Origin of the sequence: Serratia sp. CY47280 (assembly GCF_052168655.1) — a bacterium.
Taxonomy (GTDB): Bacteria; Pseudomonadota; Gammaproteobacteria; order Enterobacterales; family Enterobacteriaceae; genus Serratia; species Serratia bockelmannii.
Genome location: NZ_JBJNMG010000001.1, coordinates 925671 through 945098 on the forward strand (window position 1 = coordinate 925671; position 19428 = coordinate 945098).

Sequence of the window (19428 nt, forward strand, 5' to 3'; positions counted from 1 at the left end):
TTCAGTTAACAATCCAGCCATTCAAAGAACAAACACCTGCCTATGGTCGGTTAATCACTAATAACACCTGGATGAAAGTGAGACAAGCCCCACAGAATGATGTGATTAATTTAACAACAGCTTTACCGTTGAACGGGGACAAAACGCGCGGAAATGGGGGAGGAAAAGTGTCTGAAATAATGCTTAGCGTTTTTTTTGCACAGCAAGATGAGATTTATGCAACATAAGGGTGCAACCGAATAAATTTTATTCATCCTCTGCACTATAATAATGCGAACCAATAAATAATTTAAATTTTAAAATTAATTTTAGCCGCGCCAACGCGAAAGGTGCGCGGCTAAACAAAGGGTATTACAACAGGCCGGGGAATATCGCCTTAATGCCGGTAACGATAAACTCGATCCCGAGCGCCATCAGCAACAGGCCCATGATTCGGGTGATCACGTTGATGCCGGTCTGCCCAAGCAAACGCACCAACAGCGGCGCGGCGCGGAACAACAGCCAGCAGCAAAAGGCGAACAAGGCGATCGCCACCGTAAAACCGAGCAGGCTTTGCCAGTTGTGATAACGTGAACTCCAGACGATGGTAGAACTGATCGCCCCCGGCCCCGCCATCAGCGGCAGCGCTAACGGCACCACGCCGATGCTTTCGCGGATCGCGCTCTCCGACTTCTCCTGTTTGTTCTGTTTGTCTTCCCCCAGCTTGCCGCTGATCATCGACATGGCGATGGTCACCACCAGAATACCGCCGGCGATGCGGAACGAATCGATAGAGATGCCGAACATCCGCAGGATCCCTTCGCCCAGGAACAGCGAGGTCCACAGAATGATGGCGACCGACAGGTTGGCGGTCAGGTTGGTTTTGTTGCGCCCCGCTTCCGCCTGATAACTGGTCATACTGATAAACACCGGCAAGATGCCCACCGGGTTGACCAGCGCAAACAGACCGACAAAGAACTTGATAAAGCCGGAAAGATCCAACAGAGATTGGCCCACAGATGGCTCCGCATTAAGTACTATAAAAAGGTGTGCTGCCTATGCGCGCTAATGTAATGGAATTGCCGCGGGTAATCCATCCGGCCAGAGCAGCATTTTTGACTACCAGCAGGTTATGCAACAAAACAAATGCCCTTTGTTAAAGTGATGTATGGCCTTTTGATTTTTTATGTTGAAAAAAGAGTCACCGCTCACAGTTATCGAGAATAATTCCCAACACCAGCAAGCTGAAAGGTGTCAGCTTGCAGTTTTCATGATTTAGATCACAAATCAACTACCCAACAGTGGGTAAGCTCTTAGTCGTAGTCAGGGAGTAGAACAAAGTCGGCAGCAGCATCGCCGGTTCCCTTCTCCTCACTGCCTGCCCCTCCGGTTGGCGTAGGGTGAAGCTCTTTAAGCAAATCAGCAGCATGCGAAGAAATAACGCGGGAAGACCCCGGTATTCTCATCACCGCTTATCCCCGTTACGACTATACTAGTGGCTCGCACGGCTTATTTACTGAAAGAGTTTAACATTATCAGGAGAGCATTATGGCTGTAACGAATGTCGCTGAACTGAACGAGCTTGTCGCACGTGTCAAAAAAGCCCAGCGCGAATATGCCAACTTCACTCAAGAGCAAGTGGATAAAATCTTCCGCGCTGCCGCCCTCGCCGCTGCTGATGCCCGTATCCCATTGGCCAAAATGGCCGTGGAAGAATCCGGAATGGGTATCGTCGAAGACAAAGTGATCAAAAACCACTTCGCTTCCGAGTACATCTACAACGCCTATAAAGATGAAAAAACCTGTGGCATCCTGTCTGAAGATGACACTTTCGGTACCATCACCATCGCCGAACCTATCGGCCTGATTTGCGGTATCGTGCCTACCACCAACCCAACTTCTACCGCGATCTTCAAAGCGCTGATCAGCCTGAAAACCCGCAATGGCATCATCTTCTCGCCGCACCCGCGTGCGAAGAATGCCACCAACAAAGCCGCCGATATCGTGCTGCAAGCCGCTATCGCCGCCGGTGCGCCGAAAGACATTATCGGTTGGATCGACCAACCTACCGTCGAACTGTCCAACCAGCTGATGCACCACCCTGACATCAACCTGATCCTCGCCACCGGTGGTCCGGGCATGGTGAAAGCCGCCTACAGTTCCGGCAAACCGGCAATCGGCGTCGGCGCCGGCAATACGCCGGTCGTGGTAGACGAAACCGCAGATATCAAACGCGTGGTCGCCTCTATCCTGATGTCCAAAACCTTCGACAGCGGCGTTATCTGCGCTTCCGAACAGTCGGTCATCGTCGTTGACGCTATCTATGATGCGGTACGCGAGCGCTTCGCTTCCCACGGCGGCTATCTGCTGCAGGGTAAAGAACTGAAAGCGGTGCAGGACATCATCCTGAAAAACGGCGGCCTGAACGCGGCCATCGTCGGGCAATCCGCACCGAAAATCGCCGAAATGGCCGGCATCAAAGTGCCGGCCAACACCAAAGTGCTGATCGGTGAAGTGAAGCTGGTCGACGAGTCTGAACCTTTCGCACATGAAAAACTGTCGCCTACCCTGGCGATGTACCGTGCCAAAGACTTCGAAGACGCCGTCGCCAAAGCCGAAAAACTGGTCGCCATGGGCGGTATCGGCCACACGTCCTGCCTGTACACCGACCAGGATAACCAAACGGCTCGCATCGCCTACTTCGGCGATAAAATGAAAACGGCTCGCATTCTGATCAACACCCCGGCTTCTCAGGGCGGTATCGGCGACCTGTACAACTTCAAACTTGCGCCTTCGCTGACGCTGGGTTGCGGTTCCTGGGGTGGTAACTCCATCTCTGAAAACGTCGGACCTAAACACCTGATCAACAAGAAAACTGTAGCGAAGCGAGCAGAAAACATGTTGTGGCATAAACTTCCGAAATCGATCTACTTCCGCCGTGGCTCACTGCCTATCGCGCTGGAAGAAGTGGCGACCGACGGGGCGAAACGCGCCTTCATCGTGACCGACCGTTTCCTGTTCAACAACGGCTATGCCGACCAGATCACCAAGGTTCTGAAGTCTCACGGTATCGAAACTGAAGTGTTCTTTGAAGTGGAAGCCGATCCGACGCTGAGCATCGTGCGCAAAGGCGCCGAGCAGATGAACTCCTTCAAACCGGACGTCATCATCGCGCTGGGCGGCGGTTCGCCGATGGACGCCGCGAAAATCATGTGGGTGCTGTACGAACATCCTGAAACCCACTTCGAGGATCTGGCGCTGCGCTTCATGGACATCCGCAAGCGTATCTACAAGTTCCCGAAAATGGGCGTGAAAGCGAAGATGATCGCCATCACCACCACCTCAGGCACCGGTTCGGAAGTCACGCCATTCGCCGTCGTGACCGACGACACCACCGGACAGAAATACCCGCTGGCCGACTATGCGCTGACCCCGGACATGGCGATTGTCGACGCCAACCTGGTGATGAACATGCCAAAATCCCTGTGCGCCTTCGGCGGTCTGGATGCGGTAACCCACGCGCTGGAAGCCTACGTGTCGGTGCTGGCGAACGAATACTCCGACGGCCAGGCGCTGCAGGCGCTGAAACTGTTGAAAGAGTATCTGCCGGCCAGCTATAAAGAAGGCGCGAAAAACCCGGTTGCCCGTGAACGCGTGCACAACGCCGCCACCATCGCCGGTATCGCTTTCGCCAACGCCTTCCTCGGGGTTTGTCACTCCATGGCGCACAAGCTGGGTTCGGAGTTCCACATTCCGCACGGCCTGGCCAACGCAATGCTGATTTCCAACGTCATTCGCTACAACGCGAACGACAACCCGACCAAGCAAACGGCCTTCAGCCAGTACGACCGCCCTCAGGCGCGCCGCCGCTACGCTGAAATCGCCGACCACCTCGGCCTGAGCGCACCGGGCGACCGCACCGCGCAGAAGATTGAGAAACTGCTGGCCTGGCTGGACGAGCTGAAAACCGAGTTGGGCATCCCAACCTCCATCCGTGAGGCGGGTGTGCAGGAGGCGGACTTCCTAGCGAAAGTCGACAAGCTGTCGGAAGACGCATTCGACGACCAATGCACCGGCGCCAACCCGCGCTACCCGCTGATTGCCGAACTGAAGCAAATCATGCTGGATACCTTCTACGGCCGCGAATTCAGCGAAGCGGTCGACGAGGAAGCGGCGGCTCCGGCTGCAGCCAAAACCGCGGTAAAGAAGCCCAAGAAATAACGGTTCCGTGAACCGATAAAAAAACCCGCCAAACGGCGGGTTTTTTATTGCGCCTGGCGCGCGGTTTTTCTTATCCCGCCGCCAAAACGCCTCAGCGGGCGCTGGCGGCATTTTCGCTCCTACTCCAAGGAGTGAATCGCCTCTTTATAATGCTTGCGACAGACGGAGACATAGCTCTCGTTACCGCCAATCACCACCTGTTCACCAGCGTGCATCGCCTGGCCGTTTTCATCCAACCGCAACACCATGTTGGCTTTGCGCCCACAGTGACAGATGGTTTTCAATTCCACCAGCTTATCGGCCCAGGCCAGCAAATATTGGCTGCCGGTAAACAGCTCACCGAGAAAATCGGTACGCAGGCCGTAGCACAATACGGGAATGTCCAGTTGGTCCACCACATCGCACAATTGCTCAACCTGCGCCTTGGTCAGGAACTGGCTTTCATCCAGCAGCACACAATGCACCGGCTGCTGTTGATGCTCTTGCTGAATCATGGCGTACAGCATCGAGTCGTTGTTATAGAGCTGGGCCTGCGAGGATAAACCGATGCGCGAGCTGACTTTACCGACGCCAAAGCGGTGATCGATCTCCGCGGTGAACACCAGCGTGCGCATACCACGTTCTTGATAGTTATATGAAGACTGTAGCAGCGCGGTGGACTTGCCGGCATTCATCGCAGAGTAATAAAAATAAAGTTGAGCCATGGCCCCGCAACTCCGATGGTATAAGAAATATTCAAATGTTGATTAGGACGGTAAGTGTACCATAAGCCGCCCCCCGGCTCAGCCCAAAGCGAACGAATATTGCGTTCGCCGTAATAATGCGCTTTCAAGCGAAACATATCGTTCTGTCGGCCCGTTCTTTTTACAGCTATTTACAGGATAATGTATGCCTGTCATCACTATTAATTCTTGCTAATGGTTAACCCCGAACATTTGCCCATTAATGCATAACCTCTTTCACTGCGGCAGGCACCGCAGCCGCGGGAGAGTGCTTGTCTATTATACGTGAGGCCAATACAGGGCATTTAATCACCTTCGCTATCCCCCCGACGTTTCCTGACGCAACCTTTACCTATATACCCCTATTGTTTACAATGTCTGCCTTACCATGGCGTGATTAAGCCCACAGAACTCATTGTAATATTGATATAAATTACGACGATAACTTATCGATGAAAGCCTTGCGACACGCGCCTTTTAAAGCATGCCTGCTGAAATTTTGACTTAAGTGCGGTGAGGATAATAGTTAACAGCCCTTCCTATATTAGTCGGACAGATCCGATTAACGGTTTTTTAAAAGGTAAATTTGAGTATTCAAGTCAATTTGGCTATTGCAGAAAAGAAAATAGCACTCTATTATTATCGAGACGCCCCCCACCAATATAATTTGAGACTAGGACAATGAGCGAAGCATTAAAGATTTTGAACAACATCCGCACTCTGCGCGCCCAGGCAAGAGAATGCACACTGGAAACGCTGGAAGAAATGCTCGAGAAACTGGAAGTTGTTGTGAACGAACGTCGCGAAGAAGACAGCCAGGCTCAAGCAGAAATCGAAGAACGCACTCGTAAACTGCAGCAATACCGCGAAATGCTGATTGCTGATGGTATCGATCCAAATGAGCTGCTGCAAACCATGGCTGCCAACAAGGCTGCCGGCAAAGCAAAGCGTGCAGCACGTCCTGCTAAATACCAATATAAAGATGAAAATGGCGAACTGAAAACCTGGACCGGCCAAGGCCGTACGCCTGCGGTGATTAAGAAAGCTATCGAAGAGCAAGGTAAATCTCTGGACGATTTCCTGCTGTAATAGCGATTCAGTCCGTATCTGAAAGGCTCCCTCTGGGGGGCCTTTTCATTTTAAAGCTTATCGACGTGATCCCACCTCACCCCTCTCCTTTTAGTAAATATCCTAATTCGCATTTTCTTCCCTGCATGGAGCCCCAATGAAAAAAAGGGGCCCTAAGGCCCCTTTATCGCATTTACCCTCGTTCAATTATTGAACCTGGTAGAATGCCTTATACCAATCAACAAAGCGCTTTACACCCTCTTCAACGCTGGTTTCCGGTTTAAAACCAATGTCACGATAAAGCTCTGCGGTGTCCGCACTGGTATCCATCACGTCGCCAGGTTGCATCGGCAGCATATTCTTGCGGGCAGTTACCCCCAAAGCCTGCTCCAGTGCCGTGATATATTCCATCAGTTTAACAGGGGTGTTATTGCCGATATTATAAACATGATACGGTGCGGAACTGGTCGCTGGCGATCCCTGTTCAACGCTCCATGACGGATCTGCCTGCGGAATAACCGCCTGCAGCCGCACAATCGCCTCGGTGATATCATCGATGTAGGTAAAGTCACGGTGCATTTCACCGTGGTTATATACATCGATGCTCTCCCCCGCCAATATGGCCTTGGTAAACTTGAACAGCGCCATATCCGGACGCCCCCAGGGACCATATACGGTAAAGAAGCGTAACCCCGTCGTCGGGAGACCGTATAAATGAGAGTAGCTGTGTGACATCAGCTCATTGGCTTTTTTGGTGGCCGCATACAGTGACACAGGGTGATCGACAGAATCTTCGGTAGCAAACGGCAACTTGCGATTGAGGCCATAAACAGAGCTGGAGGAAGCATAAAGTAAATGCTCGACCTTATTATGGCGGCAGCCTTCCAGAACGTTCAAATGGCCGATCAGGTTGGCGTCCGCATAAGCCAACGGGTTAACCAACGAATAACGCACGCCGGCTTGTGCCCCCAAATGAATGACTCGTTGGAACTGATGCTCGGCGAACAATGCCGCCATCCCTTCACGATCGGCCAAATCCAGCTTGATAAAGCGGAATCCCGGCTTATCCGCCAGTCTGTCCAGACGGGCCATTTTCAGGCCCACGTCATAATAGTCATTCAGGTTATCGATGCCGACAACCTGATGCCCGGCGGTCAACAAACGCTCTGCAACGTGATAACCAATAAACCCTGCGGCGCCTGTAACCAGGAATTTCATGCCCACTCCTTAAATAACCGGTTTAATCGAGGCGCCGCGGCCAATCGCGTAATAGATAAAGCCGCGATTCTCCAAACGCTCCGGATCGTACAGGTTACGTCCATCGAAGATCACCGGCTGCTTCAACGCACTCTTGATCACATCGAAGTCCGGTGCGCGGAAATTCTGCCATTCGGTGCAGATCACCAGAGCATCGGCGCCGTGCAATGCAGCCTCTTTGGTCCCCATCAGCTTCAAGTCGTCGCGCTGGCCATAGATGCGCTGAACTTCGTTCATCGCTTCAGGATCGTAGGCTTGAACGGTGGCGCCGGCAGCCCACAATTGCTCCATCAGCACGCGGCTGGACGCTTCACGCATGTCATCGGTATTCGGCTTGAACGCCAGGCCCCACAGCGCAAAGGTTTTCCCCTTCAGATCGCTGCCGAAGTAATCTTTGATAAAGCTGTTCAACTTATCTTTCTGTTGGTAGTTGACCTGCTCTACCGCCTGCAGCAGCTTCGGTTGGTAACCGATCTGCTCCGCCGTGCGGATCAACGCCTGGACATCTTTCGGGAAGCAAGAACCACCGTAGCCGCAGCCAGGGTAGATAAAGTGATAACCGATGCGTGAGTCGGAACCGATGCCCTGACGCACTTTCTCGATGTCCGCACCCAGCATTTCCGCCAGATTGGACATTTCGTTCATAAAGCTGATTTTGGTCGCCAGCATGCAGTTGGCGGCGTATTTGGTCAGCTCTGCGCTGCGGATATCCATCATGATCATACGATCGTGATTGCGGTTAAACGGCTCGTACAGTTCGCGAATCGGTTCGATTACCTCTTTATTATCGGTACCGATCACGATGCGTTCAGGGCGCATGCAGTCAGCTACCGCAGCGCCTTCCTTCAGGAATTCAGGGTTGGATACCACGTCGAACGCCACGTTGCTGCCGCGTTTAGCCAGCGTTTCCGCCATCACCTGACGCACCTTGTCCGCCGTACCGACCGGCACGGTGGATTTATCGATCACCACTTTGCGATCGATCATGTGTTCAGCGATGGTACGTGCAACCGCGGTGACATATTTCAGATCGGCGGAGCCGTCCTCATCCGGCGGCGTGCCGACGGCGATAAACTGGATATTCCCGTGCGCCACGCCCGCTTTGGCATCGGTGGTGAAATGCAGGCGCCCAGCCTCATAGTTTTTCTGCACCAGCGGCGTCAAGCCCGGTTCAAAAATCGGAATATTGCCCTTTTTCAGGTTTTCGACTTTTCGCTCATCGACGTCAATGCACATAACGTCATGGCCAACTTCAGCCAGTACGGCGGCCTGCACCAGCCCTACATAGCCAATACCAAAAACTGTTACTTTCATGTGAAAATCCTAGTTTTTCAAATTAAGACGAAAGATCAAATTACTTCTTGTCAGCGGCAACAACCTGTTGCAGCCACTGAGAAAATTCTTTGCCCAGGCTGGCATGACGCATGCCGTACTCTACAAAAGCCTGCATGTATCCCAGCTTGTTACCACAGTCATGGCTTACGCCCTTCAGGTGATACGCTTCCACCGTTTCCTGCTGCATCAACATTTCGATACTGTCAGTCAGCTGAATTTCGTCGCCGGCGCCAGGGGGCGTTTTAGCCAACAGCGGCCAAATATCGGCGGATAACACGTAACGACCGACAATCGCCAGGTTGGAAGGGGCTTTATCCGGCGAAGGTTTCTCAACCACACTCACCATCGGCGCACTTTCGCCCGGTTGCAAAGCAACGCCCTTACAGTCGGCTACGCCGTAGTTTCCGACATCTTTATGCGGCACGGGTTCAACCATGATCTGGCTGACGCCGGTAGTTTCGAAGCGCTGCAGCATTTCGCGGAGGTTGTCTTTTTTCGGATCGGCGCTGTATTCGTCGAGGATCACGTCCGGCAACACCACCGCCACCGGTTCATCGCCCACCATCGGGTAGGCACACATAATCGCGTGCCCCAGGCCTTTGGCATTGCCCTGACGAACCTGCATCACGGTAACGCCTTTCGGGCAGATCGACTGCACTTCATCCAGCAATTGCCGCTTGACGCGTTTTTCCAGCATCGCTTCAAGTTCGAAACTGGTATCAAAATGGTTTTCGATCGAGTTCTTGGAGGAGTGGGTGACCAGCACAATCTCGTTAATCCCCGCCGCAATGCACTCATTAACGACGTATTGGATCAGCGGTTTATCAACCAGCGGCAGCATTTCTTTCGGAATGGCTTTGGTGGCCGGCAACATCCGCGTACCCAAGCCTGCAACCGGGATCACGGCTTTTCTGACTTTGCGATTTACAGCAGGCATTATTTCCTCTCTTGAAGCTAAAGCGCTCATTTTATGAGCTTGGGCTCAATATAAAAAACCTTCGGAGTATACCAGCTTATGCGCGCCTGGCATTAACCAGAACACAAATAGAAAACATTTAGGACTATTACCCGTTCGGATAATCGGGAGAATAAATAAACGGTTTAATTACCGATAAGTGAATAGCTTAAGATCTCGCCGTTCGTTGCCTGTTATTCAGCGCTGAGCATCAGTCGCAACCGACCACCGCTTCCCCATACCTGACACTGCCAGGCAGTGCAGCGCTGGCTGATCTGATTCATGTAGGTGGCCCCCAGCGTCCCCAGTGGCACGCCATTGCTCAGCTGGATTTGATTGTCACCGGTATTGACGTTGGCATGCAGCCCGGCAGAAACCAGAATCAGGTTTTTATTTTCGGCGTGATAATATCCCAGCAACAGCGGGAATTGACCGTCTAATTTCCCCTGCCGCAATAATTGATTAACCTGCTTTAACAATGCCGACATTTGCGGCAGACGATGCTGTTGATTAGCCAGATGGTCTTGCAGCAGCCCATTAAATAATGCACGCAACAGCAATGCCGCCAATACGCCATTATCGCCGGCGCGCGTGACGTCCAGGCAATAGAATGCCAGATCCTTTTCTGACAAAGCGGCGATATCCAGCACCAGGCCAGGATTTTCGCCGGTGGTTAACTGCCGATAGTTGATCCGGCAATGCGCAATAGTCTGCTGTACCGGCGGTTGCAATTGTTTAAGCAGTTTGACGGCTTCGGAGGGATTTTTGCTCAACGCATCCCAGTCCTGAAACAGTTCAACCTCTTCAATCGCCTGGGAAGTGAACATATTGGGGTATAAGCATGCCAACACCGCTTCACGCAGGCGATTGAGATCGGTCAGCGGCTTGAGCAGCACATCCTGCACGCCCAACCTCAGCACCTTGGCGATGTCAGCCATCTTGTCGGTGGCCGAGATCACCAGCACCGGGATTTGCAGCCCCTGCAAACGCAGGTGCTCTACGAATTCGATCCCCCCCATTTCCGGCATCGCGAGATCGCACAGGATCAGATCCGGCTTGAAGTCATCGACGGCACCCAGCGCCTGTATACCGTTGGTCGCCTCGCCGGTTTCAGCACCCAGTGAGGCCAAATAACCGACCAGCACTGAACGAAAAACCTGTTCGTCCTCAACGATCAAGATGCGCTTGTGAGTAAGTGGTAATGCCATCAGCCGAGCCTCGTCCCTTTCCATAGTGTAATAGTGGCTCAAAAAGGTCACTTATGCTCGTCTGAAACAGACTGACCGCGCATTGCCAACCGAGAACCGAGAATTATCTATTTTTTATCAACGGCAACAACCGATCCAGTTGTTTTTCCACCGCCAGCAACCCCGCTGCGATCGCTTCATCGGCGCGGTGGAAATCCAGCGTCGAGATTTGCGGACAAAAAGGTTGAATCAACACATCCGGCGGATCGCTCGCCATCCGATTACGCTTCAAACGATTTTCCAGCATTTGAATCGAGGTGCTCATGATCTCCATCGCCGTCGGCGCCGTCGCCGGTTTGCGCTGTCGCATTTTGCCGATGCGTTCCCGCAGACGCCCGCGCCAGGTCGCCGCAGGCGCATCGCCCGGGCTTTCTTCCTCGATACGTATCGAGAACAGATCCTGCTGCATCAGATGCGCATCATGCTGCAGATCGACCGCGATGACGATATCGGCGCCCATGGCGCGGCAAAGCGACACCGGCACAGGATTGACCACCGCGCCATCCACCAGCCAATAGCCGTCGGCCCATACTGGCGCCAACAGGCCAGGCATGCTGCAGGAGGCGCGTATCGCCTGATGAATATCGCCTTCGGTCAGCCACAGCTCGCGCCCGGTGCTGAGATTGGTGGTCACGGCACCGAACTTCAACGCGCAATCGGCGATATCATTGATCCTCAGCAGCTGTCCGACGGCGTTAAACACCCGCTCGCCGCGCAACAGGCCGCCGCGCTGCCAGGAAAAATCCATCAGGCGAATGACGTCCCAATAGCTGAACGATCGCACCCACTGCTCCATCGCCGGCAGACGATGGCTGGCGAACGCCGCGCCCACCAACGCGCCGACAGAGCAGCCAGCAACGACATCAACCTCAATCCCCAGTTTCTTTATCGCATTGATCACGCCGATGTGCGCCCAGCCTTTGGCCGAGCCCGCTCCCAGCGCCAGTCCGATCTTGATTTGCCGCATCGCGCCATCCTCAGGGTGAAAGGTGTTCTCTGCTTTCAGGGTAGATTGTCACTGACGAATATTGTTAGGTAACATATGCGCTAAATTCATTTTCTGCCTCGTGTTCTCAGGAGTTATTTTGCCCGAATTATGCCCATGCGGCAGCGGACTGGCGTATAACGCGTGCTGCGCCCCTTTTATCAGCGGCAATCAGCCAGCGCCGACGCCCGGCCAGCTGATGCGTTCACGCTTCACCGCCTACGTGAGTCATAACGTCGACTATCTGATCGCCACCTGGCACCCCGACTGCGGTGCCGAAGCGTGGCGCAATGCAATCGTCGACAGTTTTAAGAATACCGAATGGCTGGGCCTGACGGTCGTGGAAGAGAAAGCCGGTCATGAGCCGGATGAAGGCTTCGTCGAATTCATCGCCCGTTTTACCGATGGCGAAAGCGGCGAACCGCAAGCGATGCATGAGCGCTCACGCTTCCTTCGTCGCGATCAACGTTGGTATTATATCGACGGTACCAAACCCCAGCCCGGCAGAAATGCGATGTGTCCCTGTGGCTCAGGGAAAAAATATAAGAAGTGCTGCGGGCGCTAACCGGCCGGCGCTTCACGTTTACGCCTGCGCAGACAGGCCGTTCAGTATCAGACAGGATCCTCAAACCCATGCCACACCAAAATGTACAACGAAAAGTGTTACGCACCATCTGCCCGGACGCCAAAGGGCTGATCGCCAAGATCACCAACATCTGTTACAAGCACGAACTCAATATCGTCCAGAATAATGAGTTCGTCGATCACCGCACCGGGCGTTTCTTTATGCGCACCGAGCTGGAAGGCATTTTCAACGACAACACGTTGCTGGCCGATCTGGACAGCGCGCTGCCGGAAGGTTCGCTGCGCGAGCTGCACAGCACCGGGCGCCGGCGCATCGTGGTGCTGGTCACCAAAGAGGCCCACTGCCTGGGCGATCTGTTGATGAAAAGCGCCTATGGTGGCCTCGACGTTGAAATTGCCGCCGTGATCGGCAACCACGACACGCTGCAAACGCTGGTGGAGCGTTTCGATATTCCTTTCCATCTGGTGAGCCACGAAGGCTTGACGCGGGAGCAGCATGACCGCGAAATGACGGCCAAGATCGATCAATATCAGCCGGATTACGTGGTGTTGGCCAAATATATGCGCGTGCTGACGCCGGCCTTCGTGCAACATTATCCGAACCAGGTGATCAACATTCACCATTCGTTCCTGCCGGCGTTTATCGGCGCACGCCCTTATCACCAGGCCTATGAGCGCGGGGTAAAAATCATCGGCGCCACCGCCCACTACGTTAACGACAATCTCGACGAAGGCCCGATCATCATGCAGGACGTGATCCACGTCGATCACACCTATTCCGCCGAGGATATGATGCGCGCCGGCCGCGACGTAGAGAAAAACGTGCTCAGCCGCGCGCTTTATCAGGTGTTGGCGCAGCGCGTCTTCGTCTACGGCAACCGCACCGTTATTCTGTAATCGCTCAATAAATCGGTGCATTTCGTTCAGGGATGCACCGCCAAGAATAAAAAAACGGCAAACGATTCATTTTCTGCATTTCAATGCTTTACACATCCGCTTCATTTGATATGATGCGCCCCGCTTACCGAGACAGCGCTCTCGCAAGCAAGGCCAGTTAAATAGCCATGTATATGGTGGGGTTCCCGAGCGGCCAAAGGGAGCAGACTGTAAATCTGCCGTCACTGACTTCGAAGGTTCGAATCCTTCCCCCACCACCATCTTCTCTTTGTTGATGAACTTGAAGCGAAAGCTGAAATCTCATTAAACGCCGAGGGGGAGGATGAGAAGCTTCGACAAGGTTCGAGCCGAGCGTAGCGAGACAACGCGCTTTAGCGCGGTAATCCTTAGAAGCACACAATAGGAATTTAGCCCATTCCTTAAAAAATCAGTAAATCCATGAATACCATGGTGGGGTTCCCGAGCGGCCAAAGGGAGCAGACTGTAAATCTGCCGTCACAGACTTCGAAGGTTCGAATCCTTCCCCCACCACCATCTCTTGCAAAAATCCCCAAACCAAATTAAAAACACATCGCCTCCATAATGTTCCGTATTGGGGAAGGATGAGAAGCTTCGACCAAGGTTCGAGTCTCACGCAGTGAGACAACGCGCTTCAGCGCGGCCCGCAGGGTGAGTCGCACAGCGACGAATCATCCTTCCCCCACCACCATCTCCTGCAGAAAAATCCAAACCCTACTTAAAACTCGTTGCATCCAATGTTCTCGTATCAATAAATCAAGTTATCTCCCCTTATTAACCGCTTCTATCCAGACGTTTTATTTCTCTCCTCCGCCCGTAACTTGAACTCCGGCCGACAATTCGCTATACCACTGGCTTCTTTAGTGCAGTAAGGAACAGGTGGATGCGAAACAATATTTGCGTTTTTTGTGGCGCCAGTGAGGGCGTCAATCCCGCTTATGCCGAGCAGGCTCGTCAACTGGGGCAGCTGCTGGCCGCTCAGGGGCGCCGTTTAATCTACGGCGGCGGCAAAAAAGGATTGATGGGGATCGTGGCAGACGCGGTGTTGGCAGCGGGCGGTGAAGCTGTCGGCATTATCCCCGAGCGCCTGGTGGAAGCGGAAACGGCGCATCGCGGCCTGACCGAACTGGAAGTGGTACCCGATATGCATACGCGCAAAGCCCGTATGGCGGCGCTGGCGGACAGTTTTATCGCCCTGCCCGGCGGCATCGGCACGCTGGAAGAGCTGTTTGAAATCTGGACCTGGGGGCAAATCGGCTATCACAACAAGCCGGTCGGCCTGCTGAACGTCAACGGATTCTACCGCCCACTGAGCCAGTTCCTCGAGCACGTCGCCGATCAGGGTTTCATGCGCCACGACTATCTCGGTACCCTGCACATCAGTGAATCGGCACAAACGCTGCTGCAACAGTTTGACGACTATCAACCTAAAAATTACGACCGCTGGGCGAAATAAACCCGCTGCGCAGTCAGCGGTCCCGCCGCTGTCTGCGTTACATTTCCCGCCAAACTCTGCTACTATCACAGCACATTTTTCTCGTGAAAACGGCACCGCTCATGAAGTTTGTCTCTTTTAATATCAATGGACTGCGCGCGCGTCCGCATCAGCTGGCGGCAATTATCGAACAGCACCAGCCCGACGTGATCGGTCTGCAGGAAACCAAAGTTCACGATGACATGTTCCCATTGGAAGACGTCAGCCAACACGGCTACCACGTATTCTATCACGGGCAAAAAGGCCATTACGGCGTGGCGCTGCTGACCAAAGCGGAGCCTCTGGCCGTGCGCCGCGGTTTCCCGACCGATGAAGAAGATGCGCAGCGTCGCATCATCATGGCCGATCTGGCTACGCCACAGGGCACGCTGACGGTGATCAACGGCTACTTCCCGCAAGGTGAAAGCCGCGACCATCCGATCAAATTCCCGGCTAAAACGCGGTTTTATCAGGACCTGCAAAATTACCTGGAGCAACAGCTGTCGGCAGAATCCCCGGTGCTGATCATGGGCGACATGAATATCAGCCCCAGCGATTACGATATCGGCATCGGCGAAGACAACCGCAAACGCTGGCTGCGTACCGGTAAATGCTCCTTCCTGCCGGAAGAACGTGAATGGATGGACCGCCTGCTGAACTGGGGCCTGGTGGATACCTACCGCCACGCCAACCCGGGGCGCAGCGACGAATTCTCGTGGTTCGACTACCGCTCCAAAGGGTTCGACGACAACCGCGGCCTGCGTATCGATCTGCTGCTCGCCAGCACCCCGCTAGCTTCGCGCTGCATCGCCACCGGCATCGATTACCAAACCCGTGGTATGGAGAAACCTTCCGACCATGCACCGGTCTGGGCGGAATTTACGCTGTAACCCCATCACCCCGGCGCTCGCCGGGGTTTTACTCTGTGAAGCCAATGAAAATTATCGACGTGGTGGCCGCCATTCTGGAAAAAAATGGCCGCATTTTGCTGGCCCAGCGCGGCGCAGGCAGCGACCAGGCCGGTCTGTGGGAATTCCCCGGCGGCAAGGTTGAAGCCGGCGAAAGCCAGCCAGAGGCGCTGGCGCGCGAGCTGGATGAAGAATTGGGAATTTGCGCCCGTATCGGCAACTATGTGGGCAGCAATCAGTGGCAGCAAGGCGAACTCCTCATCCGGCTGCACGCCTGGCAAGTCGCGGAGTTCTCCGGTGAACTGCAACAGCGCTGCCACTCGGCGCTGGTCTGGGTCACGCCGCAACAGGCGCAGGAATACGCTCTGGCACCCGCTGACGTTCCACTGCTGGCGGGCTATATCGCCGCGCAAGGCGATGTACGCTGAGCGCGGCGATAGGTTACATCGTCACTTCTTCAATCGCACCCAAATCAAGGGGTTGGTGCCGATGGTGTTAGGCTCACGCACGCACTGCAGCACTTCCCCTTCCACTTTAAGCACCGCGCCCTCGGAATAGTTCTGGTTCTGGTAGACGCAACAGCGGTTGCAGGGCTGCGCCGGCGGCGGGTTGACGCCGCTTTTGGCCGTGCCCCAAATCTCCGGCGAAACCGGCAACACCACGTCCACATCGCCCCGGTTGGCGGCCGCCAGGCCGCAATACGCCAGGGCAGCGGCAGCCAGCACCCCATTGAGTCCACGCTTCATTCACTTTTCTCCTGCGCCTTGCCGGCGCTTTTCCTGCGTTTTTTGCCCCCGCTGGAGGGCGGCGGCGGCAATCCACGAAACGCCATGCTCGCCCGGCTCTGCTTGGCCTGATAAATCAGCTCTTGCAGCGTGCCGACCAACGGCTGCATAAAGTCCTGATAGCGGCAGGATTTCTCGCTGATTTGCGTCAGCGTGGCTTCCCAGTTTGCCGTCATATCAGGACGCGCAGCAAGATCCGGCAGCGAGTGAATCAACGCGCGCCCGGTTTCGCTGGAGTGAATATAGCGTCCCTTCTTGTACAGAAACGCCCGTTTGAACAGCAATTCGATGATCCCCGCTCGCGTCGCTTCCGTACCTAAACCATCGGTCGCTCGCAGGATTTTCTTTAGCGCTTTATCTTGTACGAACCGCGCGATGCCGGTCATGGCCGACAACAGGCTGGCGTCGGTAAACGGCCGCGGGGGCTGCGTCTGGCGCTCCACCACTTCACCGCGCTCACACAGCAGCTCATCATCTTTAGCCACCACCGGCAACGGTGCGCCCTCATTTTCCTCGTCGCGTTCCTTGCTGCCCAGCAGCGTACGCCAACCGGCCTCCGCCAGGAAACGCGCCTTGGCGATGAATTTGCCGCCGGCGATATCCAGCTCGATCACGCATTTGCGGAACACCGCATCCGGACAAAACTGCATCAGATACTGGCGCGCCACCAGCCCATACACGTTCCGTTCATCCTGCGTCAGGTTAATCTTGCCGGCACGGGCGGTAGGAATGATAGCGTGGTGCGCATCGACCTTTTTGTCGTCCCAGCAGCGGTTGCGGCGATCGCTGTCGATCACCGGCTGCGGGTACAGTTCAGGCTGGTGCACGCTGATGGCGTTCAGCACCGCATGGCGGCCAGCGAAATGTTCTTCCGGCAGGTAGCGACAGTCGGAACGCGGATAGGTGATCAATTTATGGGTTTCGTACAGCCGCTGGCAAACGTCCAGCACCTGTTGGGCGCTGAGGTTATAACGCCGGGCCGCTTCGATCTGCAGCGTGGAGAGCGAAAACGGCAGCGGCGCAGTATCTGATTCCCGTTTATCGTTATAGGACGTGACCAGCGCCGGCTGGCCCTCGATGCGCTTGACCACGTGCTCCGCCAACGGCCGGTGCAGCAAACGCCCCTCTTCGTCCTGATAAGGCTCACAGGAGTCGCTGGGTTGCCACAGCGCCACGAAGCGTTCTTCTTTCGGCGTAACGATGTGCGCCTTGACCTCAAAGAAGTCTTTCGGCACGAAGTTTTCGATCTCTTCATCGCGCCGCACCACCAATCCCAGCACCGGCGTCTGCACCCTGCCCACCGACAGCACGCCGTCGTAACCGGCGTTGCGGCCCAGCAGCGTATAAGCGCGGGTCATATTGATGCCGTACAGCCAGTCGGCGCGCGAACGTGCCAGCGCAGACACGCACAGCGGGATAAAGTCTCGGTTGTCACGCAGACGCTCGACCGCGCGCTCCACTGCCTGCGGGTTGAGATCGTTGATCAGACAGCGGCGCACGTTCTGGCGCTTCTCCGCCGTCAAATCCAGGTAGTCCAGCACCTCATCCACCAGCAGTTGCCCTTCGCGATCCGGGTCGCCGGCGTGAACCACTTCATCGGCTTCAAGCAGCAACTTTTTAATGGCGTTGAGCTGTTTACTGACCGAAGGCCGCGGCTGCAACCGCCATTTTTCGGGAATGATCGGCAGATCCGCCAACGACCAGCGCGCATAGCGGCTGTCATAAGCGTCAGGCTGAGCCTGCTCCAACAGGTGGCCGACGCACCAGGTCACCACGTCGTTGTTGCCACAGGCGATATACCCGTCGCCGCGGCGATGCGGCTTGGGCAAGACGTCGGCAATGGCGCGCGCCAAACTCGGTTTCTCGGCTATGAACAGTCGCATTATTCACCGTTTTTCTGGCTGAACGTCATCAAGAATTCTCTTACTTCTGCATAGTTCCCACGGAAGACAATCCGCTGGGCTTTCTTTTCCAACTGATAGCAATACATCGGATCGTAGTACTGCTGCAACAGGGGCGCCAGCCACTCGCGGTGCGCCTCGCCCTGGCCGCTGAGCCGCTGTGCCCGCAGCGCCGCTTCCAGTCGTTGCGTCAGCTGCTGGAAGCGTTCCAGCCCCAGGCGGCGGCGTATGGCGAACAGGCCGTGGTGCAGATAGTCGTCGTACTGTCGCCAGCCGTCTTCCACACCATAGGCCTGTTCGAACTGTTCGCGCATGCCGTCGATATATTCCGCCTGCAGACGCGCCAGACGAATGTCGAACGGATCGTCGATCACCGCCACCGGCGCCTGCTGCATCCCATTGAACAGCGGCAGCGGCAGATTGTTGCTGCCGATGATCCGCCCTTCGTCTTCCAGCACCCAACGGCGGCTGCCACCATGCTGTTTTTTCAGCAATAACACAGCCAGACGATTCTCAAAATCGATCTGCGAGCTCTGGCCCGCCAGCGTTCGACCAAAAGATGAACCGCGATGGCGCGCCACGCCTTCCAGATCGACGCCGTCGGCCAGTTCGTTGACCAGCAACGTCTTGCCGCTGCCGGTATTGCCGCCCACCAGGGCCATCGGCAATGCCGCGCTTTGCGCCAGCACGCCGAGCAAATAATTGCGCAGCGCCTTATAACCGCCAATGATACGCGGGTACTCGACGCCGGCCTCATGCAGCCATTGCTGCACCAGCTGCGAGCGCAGCCCGCCGCGGAAGCAGTAAATATAGCCTTCGGGCCGCTCTGCGCAGGCCGCCAGCCAGGCGGCGGTGCGCTGTTCGCGCAGTTTGCCGTTCACCAGGCTGTGGCCGAGCGCGATCGCCGCTTGTTGCCCATGCTGCTTATAGCAGGTGCCGACCGCCTGGCGTTCGCTGTCGATCATCAGCGGCAGATTCAGTGCCTGAGCGAAGGCGCCCTGCTGAAACTCGATCGGTGCGCGCACGTCAATCAGCGGCACGTCCTGCAGGAAAATGCGTTGGTAATCGTCGCTGTCCGCCCTTCCTTGCAT

At 55.2% G+C, this 19428-nt stretch carries 17 protein-coding genes, 2 tRNA genes and 1 other RNA gene; 10 read left to right on the forward strand and 10 right to left on the reverse strand.

The features are described 5' to 3' along the window. Positions 1-351: 351 nt before the first annotated feature. A complete protein-coding gene (locus ACJ8J4_RS04400; protein ID WP_015378089.1) occupies positions 352-996 on the reverse strand; it encodes a YchE family NAAT transporter in 645 nt (214 codons plus the stop codon). 531 nt (positions 997-1527) lie between these two features. On the opposite strand from ACJ8J4_RS04400, the gene adhE reads away from it, so the two are divergent. Beyond that, positions 1528-4200, forward strand: coding sequence for a bifunctional acetaldehyde-CoA/alcohol dehydrogenase (adhE, locus tag ACJ8J4_RS04405; protein ID WP_025303076.1), 2673 nt, complete (start codon positions 1528-1530; stop codon positions 4198-4200). 119 nt (positions 4201-4319) lie between these two features. Here the strand turns inward: adhE and ACJ8J4_RS04410 are convergent, their stop codons facing one another. Next, the gene (locus tag ACJ8J4_RS04410) at positions 4320-4904 is read right to left on the reverse strand and encodes a thymidine kinase (RefSeq protein ID WP_015378091.1); all 585 of its coding nucleotides are present in this window, start codon (positions 4902-4904) and stop codon (positions 4320-4322) included. A gap of 699 nt (positions 4905-5603) precedes the next feature. Here ACJ8J4_RS04410 and hns point away from each other — a divergent pair. Continuing rightward, positions 5604-6011 carry a histone-like nucleoid-structuring protein H-NS gene (gene hns, locus ACJ8J4_RS04415; protein ID WP_004932170.1) on the forward strand — a complete coding sequence of 136 codons (408 nt, stop codon included), beginning with the start codon at positions 5604-5606 and terminating at the stop codon, positions 6009-6011. A 186-nt stretch (positions 6012-6197) separates the two neighbouring features. Here the strand turns inward: hns and ACJ8J4_RS04420 are convergent, their stop codons facing one another. From ACJ8J4_RS04420 to rssA, 5 genes are all read right to left on the reverse strand, one after another. After that, the gene (locus ACJ8J4_RS04420; protein WP_025303077.1) at positions 6198-7208 is read right to left on the reverse strand and encodes an NAD-dependent epimerase; all 1011 of its coding nucleotides are present in this window, start codon (positions 7206-7208) and stop codon (positions 6198-6200) included. 9 nt (positions 7209-7217) lie between these two features. After that, a complete protein-coding gene (locus ACJ8J4_RS04425; protein WP_197832024.1) occupies positions 7218-8561 on the reverse strand; it encodes a UDP-glucose dehydrogenase family protein in 1344 nt (447 codons plus the stop codon). A gap of 40 nt (positions 8562-8601) precedes the next feature. Next, positions 8602-9519 carry a UTP--glucose-1-phosphate uridylyltransferase GalU gene (galU, locus tag ACJ8J4_RS04430; RefSeq protein WP_025303079.1) on the reverse strand — a complete coding sequence of 306 codons (918 nt, stop codon included), beginning with the start codon at positions 9517-9519 and terminating at the stop codon, positions 8602-8604. Between the two features lie 212 nt (positions 9520-9731). Next, positions 9732-10745, reverse strand: coding sequence for a two-component system response regulator RssB (rssB, locus tag ACJ8J4_RS04435; protein WP_025303080.1), 1014 nt, complete (start codon positions 10743-10745; stop codon positions 9732-9734). A gap of 103 nt (positions 10746-10848) precedes the next feature. Then, positions 10849-11751, reverse strand: coding sequence for a patatin-like phospholipase RssA (gene rssA, locus ACJ8J4_RS04440; protein WP_149570639.1), 903 nt, complete (start codon positions 11749-11751; stop codon positions 10849-10851). A 118-nt stretch (positions 11752-11869) separates the two neighbouring features. Between rssA and ACJ8J4_RS04445 the strand changes: the two genes are divergently transcribed. The 8 genes from ACJ8J4_RS04445 (at position 11870) to ACJ8J4_RS04480 (ending at position 16079) form a co-directional block, all read left to right on the forward strand. Continuing rightward, a complete protein-coding gene (locus ACJ8J4_RS04445) occupies positions 11870-12334 on the forward strand; it encodes a YchJ family protein (RefSeq protein ID WP_025303082.1) in 465 nt (154 codons plus the stop codon). 68 nt (positions 12335-12402) lie between these two features. Beyond that, positions 12403-13251, forward strand: coding sequence for a formyltetrahydrofolate deformylase (purU, locus tag ACJ8J4_RS04450; RefSeq protein ID WP_004932187.1), 849 nt, complete (start codon positions 12403-12405; stop codon positions 13249-13251). A gap of 175 nt (positions 13252-13426) precedes the next feature. Continuing rightward, positions 13427-13511, forward strand: a tRNA-Tyr gene (locus ACJ8J4_RS04455). Positions 13512-13700: 189 nt separating this feature from the next. Further along, positions 13701-13785, forward strand: a tRNA-Tyr gene (locus ACJ8J4_RS04460). 47 nt (positions 13786-13832) lie between these two features. Continuing rightward, positions 13833-13960, forward strand: a non-coding RNA gene (locus tag ACJ8J4_RS04465) — RtT sRNA. Between the two features lie 192 nt (positions 13961-14152). Beyond that, entirely contained in the window at positions 14153-14725 is a 573-nt protein-coding gene (locus tag ACJ8J4_RS04470; RefSeq protein WP_004932190.1) for a TIGR00730 family Rossman fold protein, read from the forward strand. A 101-nt stretch (positions 14726-14826) separates the two neighbouring features. Then, positions 14827-15633, forward strand: a complete 807-nt coding sequence (gene xthA / locus ACJ8J4_RS04475; RefSeq protein ID WP_025303083.1) for an exodeoxyribonuclease III — start codon at positions 14827-14829, stop codon at positions 15631-15633. A gap of 44 nt (positions 15634-15677) precedes the next feature. Beyond that, on the forward strand, positions 15678-16079 hold the full coding sequence (locus ACJ8J4_RS04480; protein WP_049209192.1) for a pyrimidine (deoxy)nucleoside triphosphate diphosphatase: 402 nt from the start codon (positions 15678-15680) through the stop codon (positions 16077-16079). 21 nt (positions 16080-16100) lie between these two features. Here the strand turns inward: ACJ8J4_RS04480 and ACJ8J4_RS04485 are convergent, their stop codons facing one another. From ACJ8J4_RS04485 to mnmH, 3 genes are read right to left on the reverse strand one after another with little or no spacing between them, the layout of a single operon-like run. Further along, a complete protein-coding gene (locus ACJ8J4_RS04485; RefSeq protein WP_025303085.1) occupies positions 16101-16397 on the reverse strand; it encodes a YnjH family protein in 297 nt (98 codons plus the stop codon). Then, positions 16394-18319, reverse strand: coding sequence for a DNA topoisomerase III (locus tag ACJ8J4_RS04490; RefSeq protein ID WP_043142985.1), 1926 nt, complete (start codon positions 18317-18319; stop codon positions 16394-16396). Before ACJ8J4_RS04490 ends, ACJ8J4_RS04485 begins: the two co-directional genes overlap by 4 nt. Next, entirely contained in the window at positions 18319-19428 is a 1110-nt protein-coding gene (gene mnmH / locus ACJ8J4_RS04495; RefSeq protein WP_038629396.1) for a tRNA 2-selenouridine(34) synthase MnmH, read from the reverse strand. The genes ACJ8J4_RS04490 and mnmH overlap by 1 nt, the downstream gene beginning before the upstream one ends.

What these genes read in the sequence shown, in the direction of transcription:
- adhE (WP_025303076.1), top strand. Translation starts at nt 1,528, where the DNA reads ATGGCTGTAACGAATGTCGCTGAACTGAACGAGCTTGTCGCACGTGTC.
- ACJ8J4_RS04410 (WP_015378091.1), bottom strand. Translation starts at nt 4,904, where the DNA reads ATGGCTCAACTTTATTTTTATTACTCTGCGATGAATGCCGGCAAGTCC.
- hns (WP_004932170.1), top strand. Translation starts at nt 5,604, where the DNA reads ATGAGCGAAGCATTAAAGATTTTGAACAACATCCGCACTCTGCGCGCC.
- ACJ8J4_RS04420 (WP_025303077.1), bottom strand. Translation starts at nt 7,208, where the DNA reads ATGAAATTCCTGGTTACAGGCGCCGCAGGGTTTATTGGTTATCACGTT.
- ACJ8J4_RS04425 (WP_197832024.1), bottom strand. Translation starts at nt 8,561, where the DNA reads ATGAAAGTAACAGTTTTTGGTATTGGCTATGTAGGGCTGGTGCAGGCC.
- galU (WP_025303079.1), bottom strand. Translation starts at nt 9,519, where the DNA reads ATGCCTGCTGTAAATCGCAAAGTCAGAAAAGCCGTGATCCCGGTTGCA.
- rssB (WP_025303080.1), bottom strand. Translation starts at nt 10,745, where the DNA reads ATGGCATTACCACTTACTCACAAGCGCATCTTGATCGTTGAGGACGAA.
- rssA (WP_149570639.1), bottom strand. Translation starts at nt 11,751, where the DNA reads ATGCGGCAAATCAAGATCGGACTGGCGCTGGGAGCGGGCTCGGCCAAA.
- purU (WP_004932187.1), top strand. Translation starts at nt 12,403, where the DNA reads ATGCCACACCAAAATGTACAACGAAAAGTGTTACGCACCATCTGCCCG.
- ACJ8J4_RS04470 (WP_004932190.1), top strand. Translation starts at nt 14,153, where the DNA reads ATGCGAAACAATATTTGCGTTTTTTGTGGCGCCAGTGAGGGCGTCAAT.
- xthA (WP_025303083.1), top strand. Translation starts at nt 14,827, where the DNA reads ATGAAGTTTGTCTCTTTTAATATCAATGGACTGCGCGCGCGTCCGCAT.
- ACJ8J4_RS04480 (WP_049209192.1), top strand. Translation starts at nt 15,678, where the DNA reads ATGAAAATTATCGACGTGGTGGCCGCCATTCTGGAAAAAAATGGCCGC.
- ACJ8J4_RS04485 (WP_025303085.1), bottom strand. Translation starts at nt 16,397, where the DNA reads ATGAAGCGTGGACTCAATGGGGTGCTGGCTGCCGCTGCCCTGGCGTAT.
- ACJ8J4_RS04490 (WP_043142985.1), bottom strand. Translation starts at nt 18,319, where the DNA reads ATGCGACTGTTCATAGCCGAGAAACCGAGTTTGGCGCGCGCCATTGCC.
- mnmH (WP_038629396.1), bottom strand. Translation starts at nt 19,428, where the DNA reads ATGCAAGGAAGGGCGGACAGCGACGATTACCAACGCATTTTCCTGCAG.